The following is a 15,143-nucleotide window of genomic DNA, read 5'->3' as shown; positions in this document are numbered from 1 at the left end:
CGTAAACGAATCCACAGTAAACTTGGTTATTTATCGCCGGTTCGCTTTGCTGCGCTCTTTCAAAAGAAGAAGAATGCATAATAAATTTCTTAACGGAGTGTCTACTTTCTTGACGGTGGTCCAAACCTCCCGCTAATTGTTGAGAGAAGCATGCTTTTTGTTTAGCTAACTGGAAATTCTCCCGTTAATGTATCCGATATACCGCCATATGGAGTTATAGTGCCGAATTAGATGGAATGGTTCCTGTTAAGTTGCCCCGAAGTGTTAGATAAGCAAAATTAGCTGGAGAAAATCCAGTTACATATTACGCCGGAGTCGAAGAGCCTTCTTGTAGTCAATGTTTGGTAACTAACACTACGAAAGCAAGGCTCTTTTCTTATGGATTTTACTTTTGAAGTATAAGAATAAAAATAGTCTATCTGTCACAAACCTCTATTATTTTCAGTTATATATTCAGAAAGGAGGGAATCAAGTGAATGAATCGCATGTTTCAGATAAGAACTTCGCTAGGGAGAACTTTACTAGGGAGAACTTTACTAGAGAGAACTTTACTAGGGAGAACTCTGCTATGGAGATCATGTCTGCGATCGATAAGGTACAAGCAGGGGACAAACAGGCATATAGCCTGATTATAAAGAAATTCCAACGCCAGATATTTCTGTATTGTTATTACCTCCTTAAGAGTCAAGAAGAAGCAGAGGATGCTGCTCAGGATATATTTATAAAAGGGTTAGAGCATATCCACCGATTCTCCCATACCGTCTCATTGTCAGCGTGGTTGTATAAAATTGCTCACAATCATTGTTTGGATCTATTGAAGAAAAGAAATAGAATTCATCAAACTTTATTGGAGTATAAGAGCAACAGAGAGCAAGACGGAATAATGTTTATTCCTTATCCGGGACTTTCCGAAGCAACACTTGCTGAGGATTGATGTATCTGTTGAAGTATCTGATTGAAGTATTCAATTGAATTATCCAAGTGGATTGATTTGAATTTTCCACGTTGATTTGATTTTCCATTTGAGTTGAATTCTCCAATATCGATCAAGACTAATATAATTAACGAGCACAGGAAGACCATCGGCTATTTTCCACACCGATGGTCTTTTTGTGTGCGCTACGACCTCGTTTATTACATCGGCAAAATATTGTTGTCCTAACGAAAGTTATTTAACCATGTAAAAGATAATTATTATTTATTGTGAAAATACCTTGTATAACAAGCTTATTTTGCGAACAACAGGCTATTTGACTGAATAAAGTAATTTCAGTAAACGAAAATACATCTTGACAAAAAGTTGGATAGGAATTATTTTTGGATAAGGGAATGAATTTTGCATTAGGGAAACAATTATAGCTGAGGTTAATTTAAAAAGCTTAAAAAACTATAGAGACACTTTTACATACTCGGAATATATAGGAGGAGAGCAGATTGCGAAAAAGAAGGAAGCTAAATATTGGAGTCATGTTGTTACTTGGACTATCACTTGTAATATCGGCGTGTAGTTCAGCTGAGAATAATTCGGAAGAGAGTAACAAGATTAAAGTGGTGACAACCATTGGGCAGATCGCAGATCCTATATCGATCATCGGTGGAGATCGGGTTCATGTGGTGAGTCTCATGGGCCCTGGCGTTGATCCCCATCTATACAATGCTACACAAGGTGATATTAAGAAGCTTGCAGATGGTGATGTTATTTTTTACAGTGGACATCATCTTGAGGGGAAGATGGGAGAGATCTTCGATCATATTAGCAAGACTAGACCCGTTCTAGGGATTACTGAGGATATACCGAAGGATCAGTTACTTACGGATGCAACTGGAGCCATCGACCCTCACATATGGTTTGATATTGACCTTTGGAAGCAAGGATTACAGGCTGCAACGGAAGAATTGAAGAAGTTCTCGCCGGAGGATGCAGCTTATTTTGAGAACAACAAACGGACTTATTTCGAACAATTAGATGCACTCAAAGAAGCCACACAAGAACAACTATCTCAGATTTCAAAAGAAAAGCGAGTGCTAGTAACCGCACATGATGCATTCGGATATTTAGGTAGGTTGTATGACATGAAAGTTGTAGGACTACAGGGGTTGAGTACTGAGGCTGAGATTGGAATATCGAACATCCAGACAACGATTGATCTATTAGTTGAATATCAGATCCCCGCGGTCTTTGTAGAAAGTAGTATCAATAAGAGTTCGATAACAGCTGTAATAGAAGGTGCTTCAAGCGCTGGTCTCAAGGTGCAATTAGGTGGGGAGTTGTTCTCAGATGCTATGGGAGCAAAGGGAACAACAGAAGGAACGTATATTGGAATGTACAAACACAATGTAGAGGTAATCCATCATGCATTAACAGGAAAGGGTGAGTGATTATGGCTGTATTAACTGTAAATGATCTGACCGCTTCCTATCGGAAGAATAAAGTGTTGAATGATGTCACGTTTAATGTGCAACCCGGTTCGTTAACTAGTATTGTAGGACCTAACGGAGCAGGTAAATCTACATTACTTAAAGTAATGCTAGATCTACATCCTAAACTTTCTGGAGATGTATCGTTCTTTGGATCTACACTTAATAAAATGAAAACGAGAGTCGGTTACGTACCTCAACGTGGTTCGGTGGATTGGGATTTTCCGACAGATGCACTTGATGTTGTATTAATGGGATTATACGGACGGGTAGGATGGTTGAAATGGCCGAAACGCGAACATCGTGAGAAGGCGATGGACTCTCTTGAGAAAATGGGGATGGCTGACTATGCTGGACGCCAGATTAGTCAGTTATCCGGGGGACAACAGCAACGTGTATTCTTAGCACGTGCCCTTGTACAAGAGGCTGATCTATACTTCATGGATGAGCCATTGGCTGGCGTGGATGCGGCTACGGAGCAAGCCATTATGACGATTCTTAATGAGTTAAGAATGAAAGGGAAGACGGTGATGGTCGTACACCATGATCTACAAACGGTCGAGGATTACTTCGATCATGTATTGTTGTTAAACCGTACGGTAGTCGCTCATGGCACGACAAAAGATGTCTTTACGAAGGATAATGTCTATCAAACGTATGGAGGAACACTCCGTTGGATGATGGAGGCAACAACATGAATATATTATTGTCCCACAATGCACAATGGGTTATTTTTAGCACGTTAATTCTGGGGATGGCATCGGGGATGATGGGTTGTCTTTCCTATTGGAAACGGCAAAGCCTGATGAGTGATGCTTTATCACATGCTGCTCTTCCTGGCGTTGTGATAGGTTTCGCATTGATTGGCGTGAAGAGCTTACCGATGATGATGGCAGGTGCGGCGATCAGTGCAGTCATTGCAGCTTTTCTTATTCAATGGATTCGTTCATCAACCCGAATTAAGGAAGATACAGCCATGGGGATTATTCTGTCGGTGTTCTTCGGGTTCGGGATTATGCTTCTAACTATGGTGAACCGAATGCCAGGTGGTAATCAAAGTGGGTTAGATAGCTTTATTTTTGGGCAGGCGGCTTCTATGGTTCGTAAAGATGTATACACGATGCTCATGCTTGCAGCACTTGTCATATTAGTCTTATTTATTGGATTCAAAGAGTGGAAGCTATTCTTATTCGACCCTGACTTCGCAAGAGGACTTGGACTTTCAGGTCGGCTTATGAATGGTATTTACTTAACGGTTCTCGTACTTGTTATTATTACAGGTATTCAAGTTGTTGGCGTCATACTGATGTCGGCATTGCTCATTATTCCAGCAGTGAGTGCAAGGTACTGGACACAATCCTTCAAATGGATGGTCATTCTGTCTGCTCTATTTGGGGGTGGTGCGGGAATGATTGGAACGATTATTAGTACAATGGGGCAGGGCTGGCCCACAGGACCGTTTATTATCGTGACCTCTTCGGCGTTATTTGTTATATCCCTCGTATTCGGTGCCCAGAAGGGACTGTTGATCCAAGCGTTGCAGCTTCGCACACAGAGAAAAACGCATGTCTCTTCTTCACAGTCTAACCTCACGCAAGGAGGAGAATAACATGACGTATACTGCATGGATTTTACTTACTGCATCTCTTGTGGGACTTTCTTGTGGATTGATGGGGGTCTTCCTTATTCTTCGACGGATGGCTATGATGGCCGATGCCATTAGTCACTCGGTATTAATTGGTATCGTCAGCGCCTATTTACTTACACGCGAATTGAGCGGCTGGCACATGATGGTCGGCGGAATTATTGCAGGTCTTCTCACAGCGGTGTTAGTACAATGGTTTAATTCCCGAGGGGTACAGCAAGATGCATCGATCGGTGTTGTGTTTACCACCCTATTTGCCCTCGGGGTCATTATGATTGCTACACAGGTTGGGAATGCGCATCTAGACGTGAAACATGCACTAATGGGGGAAATCACCTTTGTTCCTTGGGATTTGATCCAATTGTCTTGGTTGGGTTCCATACCCGAGGCTACCCTTATTCTTATCATCGTATTAATTATTGTTGTGATTGCCATATTGGCCTTCTATAAAGAGTGGAAAATCACCTCATTTGATCCCATGCTTGCAGCCAGTATTGGTATTCCGGTGGCACTTATGCATTATATATTCATGTCATTAGTATCCATTACCACCGTTGCAGCATTTGATGCTGTAGGAGCCATTATGGTTGTAGCTATGCTGATTACACCTGCAGCTGCCGCCTATTTATGGACAGATCGGTTGTCGATGATGCTAGTCCTAAGCGGATCATTCGGAGTGATGTCGGCTATAGGTGGTTATTATATTGCAGTACTTCTAGATACTTCGATCTCAGGTTCCATGGCCTTTGCAACAGGGATTGTATTTATGATTAGTTTCTTGTGTTCACCGAAACATGGGGTGCTTGCTCAGTACTTCAGAACGGTCAAAACATAAAGTAACAGATTAACGAAGGAGTATAAGACAGGGTAAGGAAGGTTAGTCTAGTTTAGGGTCTTTAGAATGTATGGAATGTATAAAGAAGTCGCCCTTTTTAAAATGGTAAGTACTAACTCCATTTTACTAAAGGGCGATTTCTTTCCGATATATTTAACGGTGAAATAATTGTATCTCAAAAGTACAAAATTTAAATGATGTTGTAACTAAATTGCAACGTTTAGCCATCCTGAATCGTCTATAGTTATGAAAGGGTTATTCATGGGAATAAAGGTGTTTGAATTATTTTCCACAGGGTAAGAATGGTTATAAGAAGTTAAATATTGCGTATCCACTCGTAATAAAAGGAGAATTTCCATGAGAAAAAAATCCGCTCTATTCATGATGATTATGATGGTTGTACTTTTAACTTTTATCACATCGGCAAGTGCAGTTGGCTATGAGTCAGTACAGAAGAAGCAGGATACCGTCACGGCTTATATTGCACAACTTGAACATAAAGAAGGTCATCTGGTAATCCAAGCAGATGATATTGAATGGTATGAAGGTGAAGAGGCTAGCAAAGTATTTCTAGAACGGGAACAGGACACCGGTGATCTAGATGGTCCACCAGATGGTTATTACATCATTAATGATAATGAAGAACTGACCACGTATAAAGTATCAGACAATGTCGAAGTTCTCATGCAAATTTATGATCGTGATGGTACTTATGAAGGAATGGACATCATCTGGAATGAGCCCATGTCTCTGGATACATTTGAATCGGAATTTGCGAAGACTGATATGATAGATCTGAAACAATTTCCTTATCATTTAACGATACAAGATGGTGTCGTAGTAAGAATTGTGCAACAATTTGTTCCATAAAATTAATCTCATAATTCTAATATCATAAAGGACTGAACCTGATGATCACTCATCGGTTCAGTCCTTTTGTTGTACGGATTAACTAAATGGACAATCGTATGGATAATTATGGGATATGATATCTAAGCGATCATACAATAACTATAGAACAGTCTGATGATGGGACGTGACGGATCATGTCTAATATGGGGAATATCGAAGTGAATACGGAGTATATCAAGAAAAGGTTCGCACATTTAGAACAACAAGGATTGATTACATTTCCAAATACGGATCGGGTAACCATCATTGTTGAAATGACGGATCCAACATGGGCTGTTCCTAGCTTGCAGCTCTTATTACTACATTGTGATCAACCCATTCGTATTGTTGCTCTCCCCGGAAGTATGGATTTCCCTTCGATTCAACACCATTTTGAGAAGGAAGACTCCATTGAGTTCTGGCCATACAAGGCAGGAATAGATCAAGTGAATCAAGCATTAGCATCCATTGTAACTCCATTTGCAGTACTTATGGAAGATAGGATTATGGTCACACCGAGATGGTTGTCCTGTCTAATTTGGCCATGTCTTGACGAAGAGGATGTTATGATCGTCGCCCCGATGTCACCTACTGAACATTTAGATGGAAAGCTTGATTTATGGTTTGCAGCTCATGCTGATCTAACCGGCTATGCTGAGGATCACCATCCCAGAAATCAAGGGTTATGGCGTCCAGTTCCAATCCTTACGGGATCATGTCTTTTATTTCGGAGTAAGTTACTCGATGAAATAGGAGGACTCGATCCACTCCTTCGCTCACGCGAACTGAAAATAGCGGATTGGTGTCTGAGAGCTCGAATACTTAAATGGCAGTTAGCGCTATGTGAGGATGTCTATGTGCAAGCACTTTGTTCACTTCAACCAACACAGATAGAAGTAATTCCCTCCGATGTTGATATAAGGAGAACATTTTGCTCGAAATGGGGAGTGGAGGGTCGTTCTGACCAGATATGGATATCTGAGATCGATATTCTTCAATGTCCGACTCAACCTTTCATAAAACTTGATCAGGAGACTTCTCTGATAACGGTTATTCTTGTCGTAAATGAATTCTTACCTAGCACTTTAGAGTCTTGGTATCAAATACAGTTGGAACAGACGTATTGTAGAATTCAATGGATTGGCATTCAATTAGGTCCGCAACTGGAATCTCCATGGGTTGAACAAGGAATGGGTGACTGGTTGGATGGCGTGATTAGGGTACGTGAAGTCGACCAATGGCATGACGCTATGGCTGCGGCATTCATGTTAGTTAAAGGAGAAGCCATAGCTTTTATGTTCACATCTCGAACTTATGAATCGGATTATATCACGCGAGTGGTTGACTTCATGTGTCGGGAATCTGCTGATGTCGTGGTTCATACAGGAAATGGTAGTCCTAATCTGGATGCACAGGTTCATATTCCTAAAGAACCATTACCTGTTCCGCTTTCATTAACTGCACATCGTCGTATTCAGGAAGCAGGATCTTATGTGAGGGAAGGATCTTCAGTTGAAGCTTTTTACTATATTCCTCGCTCCTCTCTTCGAGCGGTGTATTGGGGATGAATACGTATCAACTTTCGAAGGAATATTTTCCTTACAAAAGAATGCTGGAACTTTTACCTGACCGAGAGGAGGTACATATCGTTGGGGATGTGAGGATTATCCCGCTTCAACCTCGGTTTATGGTTGCACTTCTTGATAAGTGTCCTAATGATGAAGATTTCGAAATGTGGAGTAAATACAGTGAAATTCTAGCTTCTCAAGCGGGTATCGTAGGAACAATCTCAGAGCGTATATATAGAGCAATGTCTTCGTCGTGAGGGAGTATTTCTATTACATGGTAATAGTCCCCTTACTTATAGAATGGTATTACACCGGCAAAATAACAAAAAGAATAGCGTGCAGTTAGGGGGAGGAGTAGCCCTAATTCGCACGCTATATTAGATTTATTTTGAAAAATAGGAGGTAGTTAAGCTTCCTTTTTTCCTACACTGGCAAGGAGATACCCAGGGAAGAAACTCTGTTCTTCAGCGGATAAGGCCTGATACCATTGAATAATGGATTGTTTCATGATGTCCGATTGAGGTATAAAGTCAAGGAAATCTAGACTGTTCACGAAGCCAATATCTGTCTCATCCAGTAGAGAAATGCCACTAGCTTCAAATTCCTGAGCAAGTGTGTTCACGGGTTCTTCTACACCATACATCCAGCTCCCTTGTTTCTCTGCAAATGCTTTCCCTACTCTGTATGGTAGACATTTTGCATACGGTGTTAAGATCAGAATAATGCCACCTGGTTTAGTGATCCTCGTCATTTCCTTTATGATCGTTACTTTCTCATCAAATGTAAAATGCTCTAAAACACCAGCGTTCCAAGTGAGGTCATATTTATGATCGGATGTTTGTATGTTACGTATATCGGATAATATAAACGTTCCCTGACAACTTTCTGCTCCAAACGCTTCTCGACTATTCGCTAACGCTTTCTCCGAATAATCTACAAGGGTCACTTTAGCGCCCTCAAGGGCGAGCCGCAAAGAAATTTTGCCGGTTCCAGATCCAGCTTCCAATATGTTTAAACTCTGAATGGGATTGACCCATTTGAGGATAGTGTCATAGATTACTTGGCTAAGTGCGTCCCATTGATATGAAACTTTATGTGACCATAATTTGTCCCACACCATTTTTTGTTGATCAATCATATTAGTCCTCCTCATGAATATATCGATGGATCATCTGCTTGAAACCTTCGGAATTTGAATGGATTTCAGATAATTGCTTTAATCCGTAAGCACCATATTGTTGAAATAGTCCCTTTTCATTTAAGGCGAAATCAATATGTTTATCGGGTAGAGACATGCGTTGCGCCATAGTGGCGTGGTATACCCAAGATTTCAGATAGCATTTCGGGCGCCAATGATTTCGGGTTCCCATGTAGTACACATAACCAAGGAGGAGACTGTCATCCTCATATCCTTGTTTACCACGTAAGAACTCGATATCATATCCACCTACAGCTTGTAGAGCGCTCGATTTATGTACTACGGGGTGTACAAAACCGGAATGTAATTCATCTATACTTAAACTCTCCAAGTGAGTGATTAATTCACCATATGTTGAAGGAATGGTGGTGTATTGTCCAAGCGGTTGCAATTCACCATTGATTGTAATAATTCCGGGTGAGAGCATAGGATCATCTGCGTGATCTAAATATTCGATTAAAGGAACATGCCAATTCGGAGAAAACACCATATCAACATGTATTTCGGAAATGTACGGTGTATCGATATAATGCTTCCAAATATACTCGAAACAAGTTTGTCTTGCTTGAGCAATGCCTACATTCTCTCCAGACCCGAGTATGATGGCTGGTAGTTTAAAAGTAGTACACAACTGGTTCAATTGGTCATTGCTCAGCCCCCCTTGATTATAAATAATGACAAGTGGATCATCAGATAAGGCTAGGCTCTCAAAGCACGCCGATACCATAGTCATATCTTCTGAATTTAGAGGTTCACTACGAATAAGAAGAGGCATGGTATGAATGATTCTCATTAGAAACTCCTTTCTCTATCTCTATCTATATGTGATTTCTTTTATTCTACCCACGGTACTAGATTTGGATGTTCATCTAGAATGGAGGCATATTGCTCTTTCCAACCAAATTCCCCGTTAGGATCTAGTACATTGTATCTTAAATATTTATCCAAACGGTATTCTGGCCTCGACCATCCAAGATGCTTTAACCTCAGGTCAGATAAGGAGTGTGCTAAGGCGAAAATATTCTCCGGAAGCCTTCCACAGTGTTGAGCTGTTTCTTTCCATTGGTATACAAAGTCCTTTTTGTAGCGTACAAGGAAAGGGCGATAATTAAAGTGGGCACGCCAATAAAGATCTTCCCGGTAATGCTCAGGATCCCAGAAATCGAACAGACGAAAGCAGAACAGATCTACTTCAGCTTCTCGAAGTAATGAGCGGATTTCTTTCGCGAATCGAGGTTCGAACATTTCGTCAGCATCCAGATTAAGGATCCAATCAGGATTACTTTTGACGACTTCTTCCCACTGTTGCTTCCGTAAATCAATCTCATTCGAGAATTTAGAGACCACGTTCTGAATGATACGTACAGGAATACCTTCAAGGACTTCATAACATAAATCTACAGTCCCATCGCTACTACAATCATCAATAATAACGGCCTCATCAATGTATTTACGATGTTCCTCAAGAACTTGTCTGAGAAAGCGGGTACTCTCATTTTTCACAACCATCGTTAGTGTTATTTTGGGATTCTCATAAATAACTTCCACAAGAGGAGAATCTTGTTGAGCAGCTAATGGCACATCTTCCTCATTATGAAGGATTCCGCATTCTTTCTTGAAAGAAGATACTTTATTCAGATCCGTATCCCGATAGAGATGGAGTGCAGGATAATGAGTGTCCACAAATAGGGGTATACCTAATACGGCAGCACGGATGCAGAAATGGCGATCTTCTCCCCAAAAAGAAATATTGCGTATTGGATCGTAGTTCACACCGAGTTGAATAGCATGCTTACTAATTAAAGTACATGCTCCTAAACCTCCTACTTCATATAATCCGGGGATCTGCAGCTTTGCTATAAATTGTTCGAAACGAATAGTGATTTCTTGGTCAGGTAATCGCTCACCGAGATGTTGTTCCCATTGGTCATATTCATTTCGCATCCATACTTGAGGTTGGAGCATAGCGTGTGGTTGCCACTGTGTCCAGAAGATCTCTGAAATAATATCTTTATTGGCCGCAACCAAATGCTCAATTGTATTTGGATGGAGAATGAGGTCAGAATCGATAAGAAATAAGTAATCATATTCTAATGAGGCAGCGTGTTGGATCATTCTATTTTTGAAATTGGCTACTTTCCAGATTAGATTGGAATTCCAAAGGTGTGTAGTGTCATCTCGAATATATTCATCGAAATGTCCCGATTGTTGAAGGAGTACGTTCTCAGTTTCCTGGGAGAATTGTTGAAGAAGTAAGCTTGATTCTTGATCTATATTGTCATCGATAAAATAGTAGCTTAACTCGATGTGATCTTGTTCCAAATGATGAAGAGAAGAAAGGAACTCTTGTAAGATGATAGGCTTCTGATGAATAGGGCTTCCTATTAAAATATGTTTCTTCTGATTGCTCATAAAGATTCACCAGACGAGACAGTTTCCTCTACTTTAAGGAGAATAGATTCTAAATAAGATTTATTCTGCAGAATGCTCGGGTCGTCACTGCGATATTTACGAGATTCTTCGTTATGTTCGTAAGCAAGTTGATAGTTGCCAACTCGATCGTAGCAGACACACAGCTGTAAGTGAGGAAGCCAAGTGGAGCAAGCAAGGTTCTGAAAGCCCCAATTATCAGTTCCTCGTTCAAGTGTCGTAGCTGTTTTATACCAGAAAATCGCATTTTTAATTTGGTCTTTGTGTAGAAAGTGATATCCTATTCTGCAACAAAATTCAGCACGTGGAGCATCATATTGAAAGGATCTTAAAGCTGATTCTAATGCTTTTTCTCCGTTATTCAGGCCGTGATAGCAATCGGATAGTTTCCCACAAGTTGAAATATTATCCTCAATCCAACCTTCTTTCGTATTCAAGAACTTTTCATAGAAAGTAATGGCTCGTTCATACATTTGATGGTCTAACAATTCGTTCGCAAAATAATAAAGGTCACGTGGAGAGAACTGTTCATTCATTAAGAATCGTTGTTCATAGATACGAAGGTTTCTATCGCTATCATGATGAATACTGCTATGTGTTATTGCAATATCGCTATTCATGATGTTCCCATGTACTTGTAGATACTCATGTACTGCGCCAATCCAGCGGAATTGGTTACTCCGTTTAACGAGTCGATTGCGTCTGACACTGGATGATACATTTCCAAAAGCATCGAACCCTAAATGATAATCCATGGTAACCGAATCAACGGATGGGTCAAGTGTCTCTTTTAGAAATTTCAATTTCTTGGCATCCTCTGATTTCAATACATCATCTGCATCTAACCAGAAAATATAGTCCTTAGTCGCATGACTGAAAGCTTCATTACGAGCAGCTGCGAAATCATCAATCCATTTAAAATCATATAAGTGTTCTGTGTACTGATGTGCAATGCTCTTCGTGAGATCTGTCGAACCCGTGTCCACAATAATGATTTCATCCATAAGATCTGCTACTGAAGATAGGCACCGATCTAATGTTTGTTCTTCATTTTTAACAATTAAGCAAAGACTAATAGTTATCATACAACCCCTCCGTATATTTACATATTTAGACTGTATGTTTTTAATACATTTAATATGATAAAGCAAAAAAAATAGATATTTTTCTGCAACTTATACTCTTTCTCGGAATATGTTGATATCATGCGCAGACTGGACATTGTCCAAATCTACTATGATATTCGAAGAATTAAACAAAGGAGGAGATAGTGACGAATGAGTGATGATCACAAACAAAATAAAGGTGATGAAACGAAGGAATGCAAAGATCTCTTGAGAATAGTGTGCGAACTAAGAGAGGTGGTCCCCCTCGTACTTACGAATCCGACACCACTTCATATAGCCGATCTACAACAAGTATTACGACAACTGATGGAGTTTTTGAAAAAATCAAAATTATGTCGGCCGGTCCGCGTTGAACTTCAATCGATATTGGAATTAACTATTGTTTCAACGGAAGTAACTCCTTTTTCAGTGATAAGTGTGGGAACGAATCTGCAACAATTGTTAGCAGAATTGTTAGCATTTATTCTAGTCTCGGATATAGATCCATGTTGTAAGGATGATTTAGTTATTGAAATTAGGAGCATTCAGGTATCTATTTCCATAGCAATTTTTGGTTCTCAGGGACCACAAGGTCCGGCAGGAGTACCAGGAGTACCAGGAGTACCAGGGGTTCCGGGTGTACCAGGAGTACCAGGAGTACCAGGGGTTCCGGGTGTGCCAGGAGTACCAGGAGTACCAGGAGTTCCGGGGGTCCCAGGACCGATAGGTCCTACTGGTCCACAAGGAGTAGGATTTCAAGGTATTGTGATTTTTGATCCAGCACAGAGTCCTTTTTATCCTGCGGGTCAGGTAGTCACCTTTCAAGGAAGTACTTATATAGCTCTTGTTGCAGGACCAGTGGGAACGCCGGGCAGTTCGCCGGATTATCTGTTGATAGCCGGTGCAGGAGCAACAGGAGCTACGGGTGCAACGGGTGCGACAGGTGCGACGGGTGTAGCAGGAGTTACAGGACCAACGGGTCCAGGAGTGGGTGCTACTGGAGCAACAGGAGCAACAGGAGCAACAGGAGCCACAGGAGCAACAGGAGCAACGGGTGCGACAGGGGCAACAGGGGCAACAGGTGCTACTGGAGCAACAGGACCAACAGGACCAACAGGACCAACGGGAGCTACAGGAGCAGGAGCAACAGGAGCAACAGGAGCAACAGGAGCCACAGGAGCTACAGGAGCGACAGGAGCAACAGGAGCGACGGGTGCTACAGGTGCAGGAGAAACAGGAGCGACAGGAGCAACAGGGGCAACAGGAGCCACAGGAGCAACAGGGCCGACAGGTGCAACAGGTGCAGGAGAAACGGGAGCCACAGGAGCGACAGGAGCAACAGGAGCAACAGGGCCGACAGGTGCTACAGGTGCAGGAGAAACAGGAGCGACAGGAGCAACAGGAGCTACGGGTGCAACAGGGGAAACAGGAGCAACAGGAGCCACGGGAGCAACCGGAGCAACGGGTGCGACAGGTGAAACAGGAGCAACAGGAGCAACAGGTGCCACGGGAGCAACAGGCGAAACAGGAGCAACAGGAGCAACGGGAGCGACGGGAGCGACAGGTGAAACAGGAGCAACAGGAGCAACAGGTGCCACGGGAGCAACAGGCGAAACAGGAGCGATAGGCCTTATAGGATTGACAGGCGCAACAGGAGCAACAGGAGTCACAGGGGCAACAGGAGCCACAGGAGCAACGGGAGCGACAGGAGTCACAGGGGCAACAGGAGTAACAGGCGAAACAGGAGCAACAGGAGCAACGGGAGCGACAGGCGAAACAGGAGCAACAGGAGTCACAGGAGTCACAGGTGAAACAGGAGCAACAGGAGCAACAGGAGTCACAGGCGAAACAGGAGCAACAGGGGTAACAGGAGTCACAGGCGAAACAGGAGCAACGGGAGCAACGGGGGCAACAGGGGCGACGGGAGCGACAGGCGAAACAGGAGCAACGGGAGCAACGGGAGCAACGGGAGCAACAGGGGCGACGGGAGCGACAGGCGAAACAGGACCAACAGGACCAGCAGGAGCGGCAGGCCTTATAGGATTGACAGGAGCAACAGGACCGATAGGTCTTATAGGATTGACAGGAGCAACAGGACCGATAGGTCTTATAGGATTGACAGGAGCAACAGGAACAGCAGGAGCAACGGGAGCAACAGGAACAGCAGGATCTAGCGCTATTATCCCATTTGCTTCGGGGATCCCTGTGTCATTAACAACTATTGCAGGGGGACTTGCGGGTACACCTAGTCTTATTGGGTTTGGTAGCTCGGCACCAAGTCTTAGTGTATTAGGCGCGACAATAGATCTTACTGGAGCTGCGGGCACGCTATTGAACTTTGCATTCTCTGTACCGCGTGCGGGAACGATAACTTCCATTGCTGCTTATTTTAGTATAACTGCTGCAATTGCTTTGGTGGGTTCAACCATAACCATAAATGCACAGCTGTACAGTTCAACGACACCTAATAACAGTTTCTCTCCAATTGCAGGTACTCTTGTAACATTGGCACCTGCTCTTACCGGAGCTATCTCGATTGGGGACATCTCTAACGGTATTGTTACAGGGCTGGCAATACCGGTAACTGCAGAGACCCGATTATTATTAGTATTTTCAACGACAGCTACCGGACTTTCCTTATTAAATACTGTCGCAGGATATGCAAGTGCAGGTATCGCAATAAGTTAAATTACAATCGGTCTAATGTTTATTATTATTTATGTAAAGCCAGTAGAGAGGTATCTTTGCTGGCTTTTCATTTTTGTTAAACGAATACGATCGCGTTCAATAACAATTCAACTATAATATCCTGCTCTCAGTATTTTAGAGGTAGGGAGGATATCACTATGGAAAAACCGACTTTTTTTGAAGGTTCTGTCGGGCTTGCCGTAGTCTTTCCCATGTGGATTCGGATTGCATGTTTAGATATTCGGTCTATATCTTCAAATACTTAGTTCTTTGCTAATGTACCTAAATATTTTCTTTAACTACCTGGTCGGAAGTACTCAAAAGTTTCACGACCTGAATCATTTGTATCCAGTTAAGCGCAGCT

General features: G+C 42.2%; 13 protein-coding genes. 9 read left to right on the top strand and 4 right to left on the bottom strand.

Annotated elements, in window-relative coordinates:
- The first annotated feature begins 472 nt into the window (after positions 1-472).
- From AC1D69_RS24345 to AC1D69_RS24310, 8 genes are all read left to right on the top strand, one after another.
- A complete protein-coding gene (locus AC1D69_RS24345; RefSeq protein WP_495458697.1) occupies positions 473-934 on the top strand; it encodes an RNA polymerase sigma factor in 462 nt (153 codons plus the stop codon).
- A gap of 533 nt (positions 935-1,467) precedes the next feature.
- Positions 1,468-2,379 carry a metal ABC transporter solute-binding protein, Zn/Mn family gene (locus AC1D69_RS24340; protein ID WP_495458699.1) on the top strand — a complete coding sequence of 304 codons (912 nt, stop codon included), beginning with the start codon at positions 1,468-1,470 and terminating at the stop codon, positions 2,377-2,379.
- A gap of 2 nt (positions 2,380-2,381) precedes the next feature.
- The gene (locus AC1D69_RS24335) at positions 2,382-3,116 is read left to right on the top strand and encodes a metal ABC transporter ATP-binding protein (RefSeq protein ID WP_495458696.1); all 735 of its coding nucleotides are present in this window, start codon (positions 2,382-2,384) and stop codon (positions 3,114-3,116) included.
- The gene (locus AC1D69_RS24330; RefSeq protein ID WP_495458695.1) at positions 3,113-4,027 is read left to right on the top strand and encodes a metal ABC transporter permease; all 915 of its coding nucleotides are present in this window, start codon (positions 3,113-3,115) and stop codon (positions 4,025-4,027) included. The genes AC1D69_RS24335 and AC1D69_RS24330 overlap by 4 nt, the downstream gene beginning before the upstream one ends.
- A 1-nt stretch (position 4,028) precedes the next feature.
- Positions 4,029-4,898 carry a metal ABC transporter permease gene (locus tag AC1D69_RS24325; RefSeq protein WP_495458694.1) on the top strand — a complete coding sequence of 290 codons (870 nt, stop codon included), beginning with the start codon at positions 4,029-4,031 and terminating at the stop codon, positions 4,896-4,898.
- Between the two features lie 357 nt (positions 4,899-5,255).
- The gene (locus AC1D69_RS24320; protein WP_495458693.1) at positions 5,256-5,768 is read left to right on the top strand and encodes a hypothetical protein; all 513 of its coding nucleotides are present in this window, start codon (positions 5,256-5,258) and stop codon (positions 5,766-5,768) included.
- Positions 5,769-5,944: 176 nt separating this feature from the next.
- Positions 5,945-7,357, top strand: a complete 1,413-nt coding sequence (locus AC1D69_RS24315) for a hypothetical protein (RefSeq protein WP_495458692.1) — start codon at positions 5,945-5,947, stop codon at positions 7,355-7,357.
- Positions 7,354-7,614, top strand: a complete 261-nt coding sequence (locus AC1D69_RS24310) for a hypothetical protein (RefSeq protein WP_495458691.1) — start codon at positions 7,354-7,356, stop codon at positions 7,612-7,614. Before AC1D69_RS24315 ends, AC1D69_RS24310 begins: the two co-directional genes overlap by 4 nt.
- 149 nt (positions 7,615-7,763) lie before the next feature.
- On the opposite strand, the gene AC1D69_RS24305 is transcribed toward AC1D69_RS24310, so the two are convergent.
- The 4 genes from AC1D69_RS24305 to AC1D69_RS24290 are packed head-to-tail and all read right to left on the bottom strand — an operon-like array spanning position 7,764 to position 12,070.
- Positions 7,764-8,495 carry a class I SAM-dependent methyltransferase gene (locus AC1D69_RS24305; protein ID WP_495458690.1) on the bottom strand — a complete coding sequence of 244 codons (732 nt, stop codon included), beginning with the start codon at positions 8,493-8,495 and terminating at the stop codon, positions 7,764-7,766.
- Between the two features lies 1 nt (position 8,496).
- On the bottom strand, positions 8,497-9,348 hold the full coding sequence (locus tag AC1D69_RS24300; protein ID WP_495458689.1) for a hypothetical protein: 852 nt from the start codon (positions 9,346-9,348) through the stop codon (positions 8,497-8,499).
- Positions 9,349-9,389: 41 nt separating this feature from the next.
- The gene (locus AC1D69_RS24295) at positions 9,390-10,967 is read right to left on the bottom strand and encodes a glycosyltransferase (RefSeq protein ID WP_495458688.1); all 1,578 of its coding nucleotides are present in this window, start codon (positions 10,965-10,967) and stop codon (positions 9,390-9,392) included.
- The gene (locus AC1D69_RS24290) at positions 10,964-12,070 is read right to left on the bottom strand and encodes a tetratricopeptide repeat-containing glycosyltransferase family 2 protein (protein WP_495458687.1); all 1,107 of its coding nucleotides are present in this window, start codon (positions 12,068-12,070) and stop codon (positions 10,964-10,966) included. The genes AC1D69_RS24295 and AC1D69_RS24290 overlap by 4 nt, the downstream gene beginning before the upstream one ends.
- A gap of 192 nt (positions 12,071-12,262) precedes the next feature.
- Between AC1D69_RS24290 and AC1D69_RS24285 the strand changes: the two genes are divergently transcribed.
- On the top strand, positions 12,263-14,779 hold the full coding sequence (locus tag AC1D69_RS24285) for an exosporium glycoprotein BclB-related protein (RefSeq protein ID WP_495458686.1): 2,517 nt from the start codon (positions 12,263-12,265) through the stop codon (positions 14,777-14,779).
- The last annotated feature ends 364 nt before the right edge of the window (positions 14,780-15,143 follow it).

The organism is Paenibacillus sp. Y301 (assembly GCF_059445505.1).
Note: the sequence above shows the minus strand (reverse complement) of the source record. Positions and strands in the feature narration are given on the sequence as shown.